This window comes from Actinacidiphila epipremni (assembly GCF_012034175.1).
Lineage (GTDB): Bacteria > Actinomycetota > Actinomycetes > Streptomycetales > Streptomycetaceae > Actinacidiphila > Actinacidiphila epipremni.
In genome coordinates, this window is sequence record NZ_JAATEJ010000005.1 from 252,787 (window position 1) to 267,583 (window position 14,797).

A 14,797-nucleotide genomic window follows, 5' to 3' on the forward strand; every position below is an offset into this window, starting at 1 on the left:
GCACCCGCACACGCCCTGGCCGTACGTCTGCCACGGTCCCACTCCCCCTTCCAGGCAAGGAGCCGCAATGCACACCGAACTGAGCTACACCGAACTGGCCGCGCTCATGGAGCGCCGGGCCGGCGTCATCGTCGACCCCGCGGACCTGGAGCTGCAGTCCGACACGCCGTTCGCCGACTTCGGCCTCGACTCGCTGGGCCTGCTCGGCATCGTCGGCGCGCTGGAGAACGAGCACGGCGCGACCATCCCCGCCGACGCCGACGCCTGCCGCACCCCGCGGGAGCTGCTGGACGTCGTCAACAACGTCCTGAAGGCGAGGGCCTGAGCCATGGCCGCGCACACCGAGAACGAGATCGTCATCGGCGCCCCCATGGACGTCGTGTGGGACATGACCAACGACCTGGAGCACTGGCCGCAGCTGTTCAGCGAGTACGCGTCGGTGGAGATCCTGGAGCGCCAGGGCCGCAAGACCACCTTCCGGCTGACGATGCACCCGGACGAGAACGGCACCGTGTGGAGCTGGGTGTCCGAGCGCGAGCCGGTGCCCGAGACCCGTACGGTCACCGCGCGCCGGGTGGAGACCGGGCCGTTCGAGTTCATGGAGATCTTCTGGAGCTACCACGAGGTCCCCGGCGGGACGCGGATGCGCTGGGTGCAGGACTTCGCGATGAAGCCGGACGCCCCGGTGGACGACGCCGGGATGACCGCCCGGATCAACGCGAACTCCGTGGTCCAGCTGGAGCTGATCCGGGACACCATCGAGAAGCGCGCCCGCGAGCAGGTCGCCGTCCCCAACTGACGCCGTGCCCGGGCGGGTCCGCCCCGCCCGGGCCGCCGCAGCCTCCCCCACCTCCACAGCACCCCCCAGCACCCCCAGCAGCACTCCCCCAGGGAAGGACGTCCACCGTGCACCGCGCTCTGATCGTCGCCCGGATGGCCCCCGGCTCCGCGGACGACATCGCCGAGGTCTTCCGCACCTCCGACCGCGGCGAACTGCCGCGGCTGATCGGGGTGACCGGCCGCAGCCTCTTCCAGTTCGGCGACCTTTACTTCCATCTGATCGAGGCCGACTCCCCGCCCGGGCCCTCGGTCGCGCAGCACGCCTCGCACCCGGAGTTCCAGGACATCAGCGAGCGGCTGTCGTCGCACGTCAGCGCCTACGACCCGGCGACCTGGCGCTCCCCCAAGGACGCGATGGCCAAGGAGTTCTACCGCTGGGACCGCGCCGCGCTCTGACCGCCCGCGGACCCCGCGCCCTCCTCCGTACGGCGCAGCCCACCACCCGGAGGGCCCAAGGATCACCCCCTTGCGGCCTCCTCCGGTGGCGCGTGTGGTGCGAGTGACTGACGGTGAAGACGTCGCTCCTGCGCTTCGCTTCGACCGACCGCCTGTCGGCCGACGCAGACGCGACGGAAGGAAACCCTCACCATGCGCACTGCCCGCACCCTCTTCGCCGGCGCTGCACTCACCGCAGTCCTCGCGATCGCCGCCCCGGCCGCCCACGCGACGGGTGCCGTGAACGCGTACGACCCGAGCAGCCACGGTTCGTCGCACTCCGCCCACCAGAACAGCTCGTCCTCGGCCGCCACCGGCAACGGCGCCGAGAACAGCACGCAGAACAGCGCCGCCGACGACAGCTCGGCGACCGGCTCCGACAGCTCCGCCGTCAGCTCGGACGACGCCACCACCCAGCAGGGTGACGCCGGTTCGTGGCACGGCCACCGCCCGCACGGCGGTGTGCACACCGGTGGCGGCGGCATGGCGCTGACCGGTGGCGGCATGGCGGCCGGCTCCGTCCTGCTGCTCGGCGGCCTCGGCGCCGGTGCGGTGGCGCTGCGCCGTCGCCGCACCACCGTCGGCGGCCTGGCCTGACCCGGTCCGACCGGGCCTGACCGGGCCTGATCCGGCCGGGTTCCGGCCGGACCGGGCCGCCGGGCCGGTGAGCGGCTGAATCACCGGCCGGCACGTTCCACGCTGTCTCCTGCCGTGGCCACCGTCGCTTCCCGCGGCGGTGGCCACGGCATATCCGGCTCCCGCGCCGGAAGCTTTTGTCCGCGAGCCGATGAAAGGCATCGCCCCATGTCCCAGCAGTACCCGCCGACGCCACGAGGCACGGCGGACGCCGCACCCCCCGCACGCTCGCGCACGCTGCGGTGGGCGGTCGCCTCGGCGGCCATCGGCGCCCTGATGATCTACAACTCGGTCGACTCCTCGGGCCGCGGCCTGCCCGCCCCGCCCGCCTCCGCCGCCGCGCCGCCCAGCAGTTCCGCCACCGCCACCGCCCCGGGCGTGGTCGCCCCGGTGCCGATGGTCACGGTGCCGCCGCTGGCGAAGGCCGACCCCACCCGGCTGGTCATCAAGAGCATCGCGGTGAACGCGCCCTTCACCCCGCTGCACCTGGACGCCGCCGGCAACCTCAACGCCCCGCCGGCCGGCAACACCAACCTCGTCGGGTGGTACGCCGAGGGCCCGACCCCGGGCGAGCGCGGGCCGGCGATCGTGGCCGGGCACGTCGACACCAAGACCGGCCCCGCGGTCTTCCTGCTGCTGCGCCTGGTCAAGCCCGGCCAGACCGCGGAGATCACCCGGTCGGACGGCACGGTGGCGACCTTCACCGTGGACTCCGTCGAGGAGTTCTCCAAGGGCGACTTCCCCAACGACCGGGTCTACGGCAGCACGCCCGACCCGCAGTTGCGGATCATCACCTGCGGCGGCTCCTACGACCGCACCAAGCGCGACTACACCGACAACGTCGTGGTCTTCGCGCATCTGACGTCGTCCCGCAAGGGCTGACCCGCAGCGCCGACCGGCGGCCGGCCCGGATGTCCCCGGGCCGGCCGCCGGTTCGTGCGCGGTGTCCGACGCCGGGTCAGGCGCCGCGCACCACGCTGTCGAAGGAGTGCAGGTACGGGCCCACCGGGCGTACCTCGCCGACCACGAGGCCGGCCTCGGTCATCCGGGTCACCATGCTCTCCCTGGTGTGCTTCTGCCCGCCGACGTTGAGCAGCAGCAGCAGGTCCATGGCGGTGGTGAACCGCATGGACACGCTGTCGTCCACCAGGTTCTCGATGACCACCACCCGGGCGCCGGGGCGGGCGGAGGCGACGACGTTGCGCAGCGTCCTGCGGGTGCTGTCGTCGTCCCATTCCAGGATGTTCTTGATGACGTACAGATCCGCCTGGACCGGCACCTGCTTGCGGCAGTCGCCGGGCAGCAGGGTGGCGCGGTCGGCGAGCGCACCGCCCTCGCGCAGCCGCGGGTCGGCGCCCGCGACGACCTTGGGCAGGTCGAGGAGGGTGCCGCGCAGGTCGGGGTGGCGCTCCAGCAGCCCGGCCAGCACCCGGCCCTGGCCGCCGCCGATGTCGGCGACGGTGGCGACCCCGGTGAGGTCGAGGGCGTCCACCACGTCGCGGGCGGACTGCGTGCTGGAGCGGGACATCGCCTTGTCGAACACCGCCGCGGACTCGGGCGCGTCGTCGTGCAGGTACTCGAAGAAGCGCTTGCCGTACAGGTCGCCGAAGACGTCCTTGCCGGTGCGTACCGCGTCGTCCAGGCGCGGCCAGGCCTCCCACGTCCACGGCTCGGTGCACCACAGGGCGATGTTGCGCAGCGAGTCGGGGGCGTCCTCGCGCAGCATCCGGGACATGGCGGTGTGCGCGAAGCGGCCGTCGGGCTGCTCGGCGAAGATTCCGTAGCTGGCCAGCGCCCGCAGCAGCCGGCCGAGCGGCCGGGCCTCGGTGCGTACCGTCCGGGCCAGTTCCTCGGTGCCGGCCGGCTCCTCGCCGAGCGCGTCGGCGACGCCGAGCCGGGCGGCGGCGCGGATCGCCGCGGCGCAGGCGGCGCCGAAGACCAGCTCGCGCAGCCGCATCACCGACTGGTCGGGGGCATGCTGCGGCGGCGCGGGGGTGGCGGGCGGTTCCGCCTGGGGCGCCGAGGCCGGTTGGGTCATGGTCATGGTCGGCCCTTTCGGTCGTGCCGGGTCGGGGGCGGGATCGGGAGCGGGCGGGGGCGGGGGTTCCGCGGCGGACCGGCGTGCCGGCCGGTCAGCACCGGCCGGCCGGCTCGGAGACGGCGCAGGAGTTCGCGCTGAAGGTGTTGCCGTCGCCCTTGGTGTCGCGGTCGGCGAGGTCGGCGGGCTTGTTGCCGGACAGGGTGTTGCCGCTGACCTGGTCGCGCCGGTCGGCGACGCCGACCTCGCTCGGGTACAGCACGACGCCGCCGGACATCGGGGAGGTACCGGCGTTGCCGCTGATGGTGTTGTCGGTGATGCGGGTGTCCTCGGCGCCGGTGAGCAGCACGCCGGTGCCCTGGATGACCGGCAGCCGGCCGTTGGCGGCGCAGAACTTGTTGTTGTCGGTGATCTTGTTGCGGCGGATGTCGAGGTCGCCGGCCTTCGGGTTGTTCTCGTCACCGACGACGAAGACGCCGCCGCAGTTGGCGGTGACGGTGTTGTCCTGGACCTGGAGCACGCGTGCCCGGCGGATCGTCACGCCGATGCGGTTGCCGGACAGGGTGTTGCCGGCGATGACGGTGCCGCGGGTGTCGAGGGCGCCGCCCTCGGCGTTGACCAGGTTGGCGACGAAGATGCCGGACTGGCCGTTGCCGGTGGCCCGGTTGTCGCGCAGCACCGCGCGGGTGGACTTCTCCTGGCTGATGCCCTGGGAGCCGTTGTCGGTGACCGCCACATGGCGTACGACCATGCCGTCGGTGCCGGAGGCGTCGATGCCGTCGGTGCGGAAGCCGGTGACGGTGAGCTGCTCGATCCGCACGGCGGTCAGCGGGTGGCCGTCGGGGCCGGTCACGCAGACGCCGTGGCCGGCGGCGGCGCATGCGGCCTGGGTGGTGGTGCCGGTGACGGTGGTGCCCTGCTCGGGCTGCGCGGCGGCGCTCTGGGCACCTGCGGCGCCCATGTCGGCGCCGGTGGTGGAGGTCTTGGTGTTGCCGGGCGCGGGCGCGTAGCCGGTCGCGCCGGCCTCGCCGCCGGCGGCGGCGTTCCCGGCGCCGGCCGGGGCGGTGAGCACGACCTGGCCGGTGGCCGAGCCCATCAGGGTCACGTTGCGGGTGATCTGCACGCTCTCCCGGTACGTGCCGGGCATGACCAGGACGGTGCTGCCCGGGGCGGCGGCGTCGACCGCGGCCTGGATCGACTGCCCCTCGCGGACGACATGCACATTCCACGCCGCGTGGGCGGCGGGCGCCACGACGGCCCCGGCGCCGAGCGCCGCGACCGTCATGGCTCCCGCCAGGTACTTGGTGTGACGTACGAGCATCGCTCTGACCTGCCTTTCGTCGACCCGGCAGAGCGACAGCACTGCCCGAGGTCCCAGGACGCTGATCGGATCGCGCTCGCGAACGCCCCCTCCGGCAGGGGGCGGCGAACGCTTCTCGACGCTATTTCCGCCCTGGTCGGCGCGCCATTCGTGCTCCGTCATCCGGGGAGGCCGGACGGCCGTCCCGTACGCAGCCACGGGGCGGCCGTCCGGTGATGCCCATGGTGGCGGTCACGGTCCGTCATCACCGGGGGCGCGCCGGGAAGTCGGCAGGGTTCACACCGATACCCCGCGCGTCACCCCGACGCCGTACACACCGGGGTGCCGAGGTCCTGGCCCGAGCCGCTGAGCGTCATGCCCCACGACGTGCTCGCCGACGGGGCGAGGGTGCCGTTGTAGGAGACGTTGCGCACGGTGGTGGCCGGGGCCGAGGTGTCGACGGCGGCGTTCCAGATGTTGCTCACCTGGACGCCGGAGGGCAGCGTGAGCCGTACGGCCCAGCCGCCGATCTGCCGGGTGCCGGTGTTCTGCACCGTCACGTCGGCCTGGAAGCCGCCGGACCAGGAGCTGGTGATGTGCACGGCCGCCGAGCAGCCGCCGGAGGCGGGCGGGGTGGTCGGCGGCGTCGTCGGAGGGGTTGTCGGCGGCGTGGTGGGCGGGGTCGTCGGCGGGGTGGTCGGGGGCGTGGTCGGCGGCGTGGTCGGCGGGGTCGTGCCGTCGCCGCCGGAGGCGGTGTAGGTGACGCCCGTGTAGGCGGCGGCGCATGTGCCCGAGCAGGAGGCCGGCAGCGAGAAGTCGTAGGTGCGACCGCCGAAGACGTACGCGTCGGTGACGTCGCGCACCCGGATGCGGAAGTCGGTGCCGCCGGTGGTGATCGGGTCGAGGATGAAGGACTGGCCCATGTCGCTGTTCATCTGCGCGTCGTGCCAGGCGCCGGCCGCGTAGAACTCCACGCCGTGGATGCCGTTGGGCAGGTGCGAGACGGAGACCGCGCCCCAGTAGCGCTGGGCGCCCTGGAGGAAGCCGATCTTGATGTCGCCGGTGTAGCCGGGCGCGGGTACGTAGTGCCAGGAGACATGGCGGTTGTTCCAGTGGTCCGCGAGGCCGGTCACGGGGGCGCCGTTCTGGGTGAAGTGGCCCAGCGACGCGGTGTCGAGGTCGAGGTGGTTGGGGTCGTCGCGGCACCACGCGTTGGCGTCGGCGCAGCTGTCGGCGACCAGCATGGTGAGGGTCGCGCCGTCGTAGGAGTCCTGCGTCCAGCTGCCGCCCCGGCAGAAGGGCTGGCCGGGGGCGCCGTCGTTGGTCCCGGTGCAGTAGTCGCCGATGGTGACCTGCACGTACCGGCCGCAGTTGTGGCCGTTGTCCCAGGCGCCGATGATCGAGCTCTGCGAGGCGGGCACCGGGCGCGGGTACATGGTGTAGTCGCCGGGGGTGTCGAAGACGTTGAGCGCGACGAAGTCCGGTGAGTCGAGGTCGGCCTGCGGCATGCCGCAGCCGCCGTAGGGCTGGCCGAGGCCGTCGAAGTGGGTGGCGTTGCCGGTGACGTCGGCCTGGGCGGCGGCCGGGGCCGCCGGGAGGGACTGCGGGGTGGCGGCGGGGGCGGGCAGCATCGTCAGGACGTAGGCCAGGGCCGCGGCGAAGGCGGTGGCGAGGGCCAGCAGGAGTCTGCGGGGCGGCCGGCGTCGGGGTTGCGCGGGTGCGCGCATGGACGGCTCCTTGACGTGGGGGGAATGGGAGCGCTCCCATATTTACCGCGCCGATGTGCCGCGTCAACGGTCGGCGACCGGCAGTTGTGACGTCCCGGCGGCCAGGGCTGAACCGGGTAAGCGGTTGTGCCCTGCGGTGGACGTGCGCGGTCCCCCGCCGCGGGGAGGCGGCGGGGGACCGCGCGGCACCGGCGCTGCGGGGTCAGGAAACCGCGCACGCCTTGCCGTTGAGGGTGAAGGACGCCGGGACCGCGTTGGTGCCGGCGGTCGAGGAGGCGCTGAAGCCGAAGCTGACGGTGCCGCCGGCCGGGACGGACCCGTTGTAGGCGGCGTTGGTCGCGGTGACCTGCTTGCCGCTCTGGGTGGCCACGGCGTTCCAGATGTTGGTGATCTTCTGGGCGCCGGGGAAGGAGAAGACCAGCGACCAGCCGTTGAGCGCGGCCGAACTGCCGTTGGTGACCGTCACGTTGGCATTGAAGGCGGTGCCCCAGTCGTCGATGTGGTAGTTCACCGAGCAACTGCCGGCCGGCGGCGTCGTCGGGGGCGTGGTCGGCGGCGTCGTGGGCGGAGTGGTCGGGGGCGTGGTGGGCGGGGTCGTGGGGGGCGTTGTCGGGGGCGTGGTCGGCGGGGTCGTCGGGGGCGTCGTCGGCGGGGTGGTGCCGCCGCCGCTCTTGGCCTTGTCGGCGTTGGAGTGCGCGGTGAAGTAGCTCAGCACCGAATCGCCGTGCATCACCCCGTAGTTGCCGTCCTTGCTGCTGTTCATGTACCACCAGAAGGCGTCGGCGTCCCCGTTGTTCGCCTCCAACGTGCTGTAGATGGCCGGCCAGTACGTGCTGCGGGTGCTGGTGGAGGTGTTGAACTCGCCCAGGAAGAAGGGCTTCCCGGCGCCGGTGTGGGCGTCGTTGACGTACTTGGCGACCAGCGCCTGGGTGGCGCTCACCGACAGGTTGGCCCAGCCCTCGGTCGGGTAGATGTGCGCGGAGCAGAAGTCGATGTACGCCGACTGGCACTCGTAGGTGAACGGCACGCCGTTGTCGCTGCCGTAGCCGTACGAACTGCCCTGCCCCTCGATGCCGTTGTCGACCATGTGGTGGGAGTCGATGCTCTTGATGTGCGCGCCCACCGTGTCCTCCCAGGCGCGGAAGGTCGCCCCGACGGTGTTGTCGGCCGGGTTGACGTCCTGGTAGCGCGGCTCGTTCATCAACTCCCAGGAGAAGATGGTCGGGTCGTCCTTGTAGGCCACGCCGGTGTAGTGGTTGACGCGGTTGAGCGCGTAGTCGACGTAGAACTCGTAATCGGCAAGGCAGCCCGGGCACTTGGTCGAGTCGAAGAAGTAGCCGGAGTTGGCGGTGGACACGCCCTCCCAGCCGAGCACGGTGTTGACGCCCCCGTAGGCCGTCCAGTAGTTCTCCAGCGCCGGGACGACGCGCAGGCCGTGCTGGGCGGCGGAGTAGAGGATGTAGTCGAACTCGGCCCACTCCTGCTCGTTCATGGTGTTCTTGGCGGGCTCGAAGCCGTGCCACTGCTCGTGGTCGAACATCCAGGTGCGCACGACGGTGACGCCGTCCGCCGCCATGTTCGCCATCTCGCTGTCGATGGCGGCCTTGTCCATGTACTGCGTCTCGGTGTCGCCCGAGCCGCTGCCGAAGGTGAACAGGTCGTAGGAGTTGGCGCCGGCGAAGTAGGCGGTCTTGCCGTCGACGCAGAAGTGCGTGCCGCACCGCTGGACGAAGCCGGTGGCCGCGGCGGCGCGGGCGGGACCCGGGGCGGCGATGGCCAGGAGCGCCGCCATCAGTGCCGTCGTCACCGCGGCGAGGGCCGCCAGCCAGACGCGCCGTGCTGGGAGTGTCATGCATTCTCCTCGGAATGTGTGGACGTTCCCTGACAGGAAGGCTGTTGCGGGTGACAGCGGAGCCGGATGGCGACTCTTGGGCTGTACCGGTTAAGCACCATGAAGGTACTGGCGGCTGACGGAAAGTCAAGAGCTGGGACCGACCGCGGAACCCGCCGCTCCGGGGTGGACCGGGGCAGCGCGCGACCGGCGCGCAAGGCGTACGGGCGGCGCGGGGCGGACCGCCGGCGGAGACGTCCCGTGCCCGGGCGCGCCGGCAGTCTGCGTGCGCGTCTCGGCGCTGGGTAGCGTCCCGACGTGGACATCCTCAGCGACGCGGTCGCCGCGACCCGCACCGGACGGCCCCGCTGGGGGCTGGTGCGCCACGCCGCCCCGTGGGCGCGGGAGTTCGCGCCCGCGCCGGGCACCGCGGCCGTCCACGTGGTGCTCTCCGGCACCTGCGTGCTGCGCCCCGCCGGCCGCGGCGCGGCCGAGGCGGCGGCCACCGCGCGGGCCGGGCCGGGGGACGTGCTGGTGGTGCCGCACGGGTTGGGGTACGCGCTGGGCGACGTCCCCCGGGCAGGTGGGCAGGACGCGGCAGGCGAGCGCCCGCGGGCCCACGTGCCCGCGCCGGCGACGCCGTACGCCGACGAGCCCGGCCCCGCCCCGGGCGGCGAGGTGACCGCGCTGCTCAGCGGCGGCTACCGCTACGACCCGCGGCACGTCCACCCGCTGCTGGCCGAGCTGCCGCCCGTGCTGCACCTGCCGGCGGCGCCCGCGCGGCACCCCGAGGTCGCCGCCGCCGTGCGGCTGCTGGCCGGTGAGCTGGAGCGGCCCCGGCTGGGCACCGACGTGCTCGTCCCGCCGCTGCTGGACGCGCTGCTGCCGTACGTCCTGCGCGCGTGGTACGCCGACCGGGCGCGGCGGGCCGAGCAGGCGGCCGGGCCCGGCGGGGCGGTGGACCGTACCGGCGGCTGGGCGGCGGCGCTGGCGGACCCGCCGGTGGCCGCGGCGCTGCGGGCGATGCACCGCTCCCCCGCCGCGCCCTGGACCGTCGAGCGGCTGGCGCGCGAGGCGGGGCTGTCCCGGGCCGCGTTCGCCCGCCGCTTCGCGGCCCTGACCGGCCGGCCGCCGCTTGCGTATCTGACCTGGTGGCGGATGACGCTCGCGGCGCGCCTGCTGGCCGACTCGGCGCTGCCGCTGGCCGCGGTGGCCTCCCGGGTGGGCTACACCTCGGAGTTCGCCTTCGCGCACGCCTTCAAGCGGTGGCGCGGCCAGGCCCCGGGCCGCTACCGGCGGGCCCAGGCGGAGCTGCCGCCGCCGAGGACGGCCGCCGACTGACGGGGTGTGAGGGGTGGCTACGCTGGCTTCCCCCGGTCGGAAGGAGGAGCACATATGCCCGGCTATTCGTACGCCGTCACCGCCGCCGCACCCGCCCCGCGGGTCTGGCAGGTGCTGACCGCGGTGGAGGACTGGCCGAGCCTGGCCGAGTCCATGACGTCGGTCCGCGGCCTGGACGGGCCCGGCCTGGCGGTCGGCGCCCGCTTCGAGGTGCGCCAGCCGCGGCTGCGCCCGGCGGTGTGGACGGTCACCGGGCTCGTCGAGGGCACGTCCTTCACCTGGGAGTCCCGCGCCCCCGGCGTCGTCTCCCGGGCCCGGCACCTGCTGGAGCCCTCGGGCGACGGCACGGCGCTCACGCTCGGCCTGGAGCAGTCCGGCGTGCTGGCCTGGCCGCTGGCCTTCCTGCTCGGCGGCACCATCCGCCGCTACCTCGCGCTGGAGGGGCAGGGCATCAGGTCCCGCAGCGAGCAGGCCGCGCCCGCGTCGTAGCGCGGCCCCCGGCGCCGGGTCGTCCGGCCGGGCGCCGGTATGCGAGTCTTGCGGCACGCACGGGCGGACGGCGCCCGCAGGTCACGCGGTGGAAAGGGGTGGCCTTCCGTGTCACGGGACGCCCGGTGGACCTCGCTGCTGGACCTGCTGGCCGCGCACGGCCGGGTCGAGGTCGAGGAGGCCGCCGAGGCGCTGCACGTGTCGGCGGCGACCATCCGCCGCGACCTCGACCAGCTCGCCGAGCAGCACATGCTCATCAGGACCCGCGGCGGCGCCGTCGCCCACGGCGTGTCGTACGAGCTGCCGCTGCGCTACCGCACCGCCCGCAACGCCCCGCAGAAGCAGCGGATCGCGGCGGCGGTGGCGGCGATGGTCGGGCCCGGCGAGGTCGTGGGGCTGACCGGCGGCACGACGACGACCGAGGTCGCCCGGGCGCTGGCGCTGCGCGGCGACCTCACCGACGGCGCGCCGGGGGCCGGCGGCACGGTCCGGCCGCCGCTGCTCACCGTGGTCACCAACGCCCTCAACATCGCGGCGGAGCTGGTGATCCGCCCGCAGATCAAGCTGGTGCTGACCGGCGGTGTCGCCCGCCCGCAGTCCTACGAGCTGACCGGCCCGCTGGCCGGCGGGGTGCTGCGGGAGATCACCCTGGACATCGCGGTGCTCGGCATCGACGCGATCGACCCGGCCGAGGGCGTCTACGCCCACCACGAGGACGAGGCGAGCACCAACCGGCTGCTCGCCGAGCGCGCCCGCCGGGTCGTGGTGGCCACCGACTCCTCCAAGATCGGCCGCCGCGCCTTCGCCCGGATCTGCGCGACGCAGTCCGTCGACACCCTGGTGACCGACGCCGCCGCCCCCCGCCAGGCGCTCGCCGGCTTCGCCGAGGCCGGCGTCGAGGTCGTCACCGTCTGACCGGGGCCCCGGCCCGCTCGCGCAGCAGCCGCCGCGCCCACCTGCGCGTAAGGCTCCCGCGACCTGACGCACACGCAACAGTTACGACACCGTAATCGCGCCCCGCGTCCGTCCGGCGACGCTCCGCGCCCGGTGCTGCCCGCCGCCGGGGACGGGCGGCTTCCGCCGGCGAAGCAGCAGGTCAGCGCGCCGCACCGGCGGGAGGGCAGCCCGCGCGCGGCAGCGCGCACGCCGGGTGCCGCCCGCGCGCGCCGGCCGGCCCGCGGGGCGCATCGGGGCGGGTGGTACGGCTGTGAGCAGGGGTGTCAGCCCGCGCCGAGAGCGCTCTCACAAGATCTTGACACCGCCTGCCGGAGCCCGCAGGGTACGTCTCCGAGAGAGCGCTCTCAATCGCGCCCACACTCTCCGTGGGGCAGCCGACCTCGGGTTGCAGAAGGTGGTCATCGCATGTCGTCGTTCAGGGCCGCTGGCAGTGAACTCCCGGACACCGAACCGCACGAGGCCACCGACGGCGGTGGCCTGAGCCGCCGTTCGTTCATCACCACCGCCGCCCTGGCGTCGGCCGTGCCGCTGGGCACCGCCGCGGCGCCGGCGGCGGCCCGCGGCCAGGACCGCCATCCGGCCCCGCCCGAGCCCGACTTCGGCCCGAACGTGCGAGTCTTCGGGCCCACGACCCCCACGGCCGAGATCCAGGCCGCCCTCGACGCCGCCGCCCAGCAGCAGGTCGCCAGCGAGTTCGGCACCGGCCGGTTCGCCTTCCTGTTCAAGCCCGGCAGCTACGACGTGGACGCCCAACTGGGCTACTACACCTCGGTGGCGGGCCTGGGCCTGTCCCCCGACGACGTGACGGTCAACGGCGCCGTGCGCGTCGAGGGCCAGCCGCAGCCCGGCGGCGGCGACAGCGCGCTCACCAACTTCTGGCGCTCGGCGGAGAACCTGTCGGTCACCCCCACCGACGGCGTCAACTGGTGGGCGGTGTCGCAGGCCGCGCCGCTGCGCCGGGTGCACATCCGCGGGCAGCTCTTCCTCTTCCCGCGCCAGGGCGGCTTCTCCAGCGGCGGCTTCATGGCCGACTCAGTCGTCGACGGCCAGGTCGTCAACGCCTCGCAGCAGCAGTGGCTGACCCGCAACAGCGCGGTGGCGAGCTGGTCCAACGGCGTGTGGAACCAGGTCTTCGCCGGCGTCCAGGGCGCGCCCGAGCAATCCTTCCCCGACCCGCCCTACACGACGCTGCCGACGACCCCGGTCAGCCGTGAGAAGCCGTTCCTGTACGTCGACGCGACCGGCCGCTACCGGGTCTTCCTGCCGGCGCTGCGGCACGACACCGCGGGCGCGACCTGGAGCGCGGGCCACACGCCGGGCAGCTCCATCCCCATCGAGCAGTTCTTCATCGCCCGGCCCTCGGACTCGGTGCGCACCATCAACAAGGCGCTGGCGCAGGGCAAGCACCTGCTGCTGACCCCCGGCATCTACAAGCTGACCGGCACCGTCAAGGTCAAGTGGGCCGGCACGGTCGTGCTGGGCCTGGGGTTCGCGACCCTCACGCCGGTCACCGGCGCGGTCGCGATGCGGGTGGACGACGTGCGCGGGGTGCGGATCGCCGGGCTGCTCTTCGACGCGGCCGAGGCGGAGTCCAAGGCGCTGCTGGAGATCGGCAGCGGGCGGCGGCGCAGCGACCCGCTGGACCCGACGTCGGTGCAGGACGTGTTCTTCCGGATCGGCGGCGCGGGCCCCGGCCGTACCGGCACCGCGCTGGTCGTCAACAGCGACAACGTGCTGCTGGACCACATCTGGGCATGGCGCGCCGACCACGGCAGCGGGGTGGGCTGGACGGTCAACACCGCCGAGCACGGCGTCGTCGTCAACGGCGACCATGTGCTGGCCACCGGGCTGTTCGTGGAGCACTTCCAGAAGGAGAACGTGCTCTGGAACGGCGAGCACGGCCGGACCGTGATGTTCCAGAACGAGCTGCCCTACGACCCGCCGAACCAGGCCGCCTACCGCCGGCACGGCGCCGACGGCTACCCGGCGTACAAGGTCGCCGAGTCGGTGCGCCACCACGAGGCGTGGGGCCTGGGCAGCTACTGCTTCTTCACCGTCGACCCGACGATCCGTGTGGCGCAGGGCTTCCAGGCGCCGGTCAGGGACGGGGTGCGCTTCCACGACCTGCTGACGGTCTCGCTCAACGGCGCCGGCGTCATCGACCACGTCATCAACGACCACGGCGGCCCGGCGCAGGGCACGGCCACCGTACCGGTCGACGTCGTGGCCTACCCGGCCACCTGACGAGCCGTCGGTATCGACCGGGGGGCGGCGGCTGCCTAGGATGAGTGTGCTCCAGAACACTCCTGACCCGGGAGTGCCGGGCCGACGATGCCGTGAGGAACCCGATGGACGACGGGGATGTGCCGCTGACGGAACGGATCGACGTGACGGTGCCCAGCGTGGCCCGCATGTACGACTACCTGATGGACGGGAAGGACAACTACCCGGCCGACCGGGCGGCCACCGAGGAACTCCTCAAACAGGTGCCCAGCACCAAGGTGTTAGCCCTGAACAACCGTTCCTTCCTGCGCCGGGTGGTCCGGCGGCTCGCCGAGGACTACGGGATCCGGCAGTTCGTCGACCACGGTTCCGGCCTGCCGACGCAGGACAACGTCCACGAGGTGGCGCAGCGGGTCGATCCGGCGTGCCGGGTCGTCTACATCGACAGCGACCCGATCGTGCTGGCCCACGGCCGGGCGCTGCTGGAGCAGAACGAGAACACCGCGGTGATCCAGGCGGACATGCGCGACACCGAGGCGATCTGGTCGCACGACGAGGTCAAGCGGCTGATACACACCGACGAGCCGGTGGGTGTGCTGTTCGTGTCGGTGCTGCACTGCATCCCGGACCGTGACGACCCGGCGGGTGTGGTGCGGCGCGCGGCGGCCAAGGTGCCGCCGGGCAGCTTCCTGGTGGTGTGCCAGCTGGTGAGCGAGGACGAGGAGACCCGGCGCGGCGTCACCGAGTTCATGGCCCGCAGCACCAACGGCAACTGGGGCGAGGTGCGCCGCGAGGAGGACGTGCGGCGCTTCCTGGAGGGCACGGAGATCCTGGAGCCGGGCCTGGTGGAGGTCTCCACATGGCGCCCCGACACCGATCTGGTGCCCAAGCAGCCGAGCCTGGAGTGGATCGAGTTCGGCGGCGTCGGCCGTATCGTCTGAGCCGCCCGGACGGACGGAGAACGGACGCAGAACGGACCG

At 73.4% G+C, this 14,797-nt stretch carries 14 protein-coding genes; 10 read left to right on the forward strand and 4 right to left on the reverse strand.

Translation table 11 applies throughout. The features are described from left to right. The first annotated feature begins 67 nt into the window (after positions 1–67). The 5 genes from HCN08_RS09630 (at position 68) to HCN08_RS09650 (ending at position 2,793) form a co-directional block, all read left to right on the forward strand. Positions 68–325 carry an acyl carrier protein gene (locus HCN08_RS09630; RefSeq protein WP_167982509.1) on the forward strand — a complete coding sequence of 86 codons (258 nt, stop codon included), beginning with the start codon at positions 68–70 and terminating at the stop codon, positions 323–325. Positions 326–328: 3 nt separating this feature from the next. Further along, positions 329–799, forward strand: coding sequence for an SRPBCC family protein (locus HCN08_RS09635; protein WP_167982510.1), 471 nt, complete (start codon positions 329–331; stop codon positions 797–799). Between the two features lie 107 nt (positions 800–906). After that, positions 907–1,236: a TcmI family type II polyketide cyclase gene (locus HCN08_RS09640; protein ID WP_167982511.1), complete on the forward strand. Its 330-nt coding sequence runs from the start codon at positions 907–909 to the stop codon at positions 1,234–1,236. A 192-nt stretch (positions 1,237–1,428) separates the two neighbouring features. Next, positions 1,429–1,872 (forward strand): hypothetical protein, encoded by a 444-nt coding sequence (locus HCN08_RS09645; protein ID WP_167982512.1) that lies wholly within the window; start codon positions 1,429–1,431, stop codon positions 1,870–1,872. 207 nt (positions 1,873–2,079) lie between these two features. Then, positions 2,080–2,793, forward strand: a complete 714-nt coding sequence (locus tag HCN08_RS09650) for a class F sortase (protein WP_167982513.1) — start codon at positions 2,080–2,082, stop codon at positions 2,791–2,793. 76 nt (positions 2,794–2,869) lie between these two features. Here the strand turns inward: HCN08_RS09650 and HCN08_RS09655 are convergent, their stop codons facing one another. The 4 genes from HCN08_RS09655 to HCN08_RS09670 form a co-directional block, all read right to left on the reverse strand. Then, a complete protein-coding gene (locus HCN08_RS09655; RefSeq protein ID WP_407648724.1) occupies positions 2,870–3,949 on the reverse strand; it encodes a methyltransferase in 1,080 nt (359 codons plus the stop codon). A 94-nt stretch (positions 3,950–4,043) separates the two neighbouring features. Next, complete coding sequence (locus HCN08_RS09660) at positions 4,044–5,270, reverse strand: right-handed parallel beta-helix repeat-containing protein (RefSeq protein ID WP_240969926.1); 1,227 nt, start codon at positions 5,268–5,270, stop codon at positions 4,044–4,046. A 296-nt stretch (positions 5,271–5,566) separates the two neighbouring features. Beyond that, positions 5,567–6,976 carry a cellulose binding domain-containing protein gene (locus tag HCN08_RS09665; protein ID WP_167982514.1) on the reverse strand — a complete coding sequence of 470 codons (1,410 nt, stop codon included), beginning with the start codon at positions 6,974–6,976 and terminating at the stop codon, positions 5,567–5,569. A 202-nt stretch (positions 6,977–7,178) separates the two neighbouring features. Continuing rightward, the gene (locus tag HCN08_RS09670; protein WP_167982515.1) at positions 7,179–8,828 is read right to left on the reverse strand and encodes a cellulose binding domain-containing protein; all 1,650 of its coding nucleotides are present in this window, start codon (positions 8,826–8,828) and stop codon (positions 7,179–7,181) included. Positions 8,829–9,125: 297 nt separating this feature from the next. Here HCN08_RS09670 and HCN08_RS09675 point away from each other — a divergent pair, with 297 nt between their 5' ends. The 5 genes from HCN08_RS09675 (at position 9,126) to HCN08_RS09695 (ending at position 14,758) form a co-directional block, all read left to right on the forward strand. Continuing rightward, complete coding sequence (locus HCN08_RS09675) at positions 9,126–10,148, forward strand: AraC family transcriptional regulator (RefSeq protein ID WP_167982516.1); 1,023 nt, start codon at positions 9,126–9,128, stop codon at positions 10,146–10,148. Positions 10,149–10,202: 54 nt separating this feature from the next. Then, on the forward strand, positions 10,203–10,637 hold the full coding sequence (locus tag HCN08_RS09680) for an SRPBCC family protein (RefSeq protein ID WP_167982517.1): 435 nt from the start codon (positions 10,203–10,205) through the stop codon (positions 10,635–10,637). A gap of 108 nt (positions 10,638–10,745) precedes the next feature. Continuing rightward, complete coding sequence (locus HCN08_RS09685; RefSeq protein ID WP_167982518.1) at positions 10,746–11,552, forward strand: DeoR/GlpR family DNA-binding transcription regulator; 807 nt, start codon at positions 10,746–10,748, stop codon at positions 11,550–11,552. A 447-nt stretch (positions 11,553–11,999) separates the two neighbouring features. Beyond that, positions 12,000–13,838 carry a coagulation factor 5/8 type domain-containing protein gene (locus HCN08_RS09690; protein ID WP_240969928.1) on the forward strand — a complete coding sequence of 613 codons (1,839 nt, stop codon included), beginning with the start codon at positions 12,000–12,002 and terminating at the stop codon, positions 13,836–13,838. Positions 13,839–13,942: 104 nt separating this feature from the next. Beyond that, complete coding sequence (locus HCN08_RS09695) at positions 13,943–14,758, forward strand: SAM-dependent methyltransferase (protein WP_167982519.1); 816 nt, start codon at positions 13,943–13,945, stop codon at positions 14,756–14,758. Positions 14,759–14,797: the final 39 nt, after the last annotated feature.

Excerpts from the sequence above, each read along its gene's own strand:
- HCN08_RS09630 (WP_167982509.1), top strand. The coding sequence starts at position 68 with ATGCACACCGAACTGAGCTACACCGAACTGGCCGCGCTCATGGAGCGC.
- HCN08_RS09635 (WP_167982510.1), top strand. The coding sequence starts at position 329 with ATGGCCGCGCACACCGAGAACGAGATCGTCATCGGCGCCCCCATGGAC.
- HCN08_RS09645 (WP_167982512.1), top strand. The coding sequence starts at position 1,429 with ATGCGCACTGCCCGCACCCTCTTCGCCGGCGCTGCACTCACCGCAGTC.
- HCN08_RS09650 (WP_167982513.1), top strand. The coding sequence starts at position 2,080 with ATGTCCCAGCAGTACCCGCCGACGCCACGAGGCACGGCGGACGCCGCA.
- HCN08_RS09655 (WP_407648724.1), bottom strand. The coding sequence starts at position 3,949 with ATGACCCAACCGGCCTCGGCGCCCCAGGCGGAACCGCCCGCCACCCCC.
- HCN08_RS09660 (WP_240969926.1), bottom strand. The coding sequence starts at position 5,270 with ATGCTCGTACGTCACACCAAGTACCTGGCGGGAGCCATGACGGTCGCG.
- HCN08_RS09665 (WP_167982514.1), bottom strand. The coding sequence starts at position 6,976 with ATGCGCGCACCCGCGCAACCCCGACGCCGGCCGCCCCGCAGACTCCTG.
- HCN08_RS09670 (WP_167982515.1), bottom strand. The coding sequence starts at position 8,828 with ATGACACTCCCAGCACGGCGCGTCTGGCTGGCGGCCCTCGCCGCGGTG.
- HCN08_RS09680 (WP_167982517.1), top strand. The coding sequence starts at position 10,203 with ATGCCCGGCTATTCGTACGCCGTCACCGCCGCCGCACCCGCCCCGCGG.
- HCN08_RS09690 (WP_240969928.1), top strand. The coding sequence starts at position 12,000 with ATGTCGTCGTTCAGGGCCGCTGGCAGTGAACTCCCGGACACCGAACCG.
- HCN08_RS09695 (WP_167982519.1), top strand. The coding sequence starts at position 13,943 with ATGGACGACGGGGATGTGCCGCTGACGGAACGGATCGACGTGACGGTG.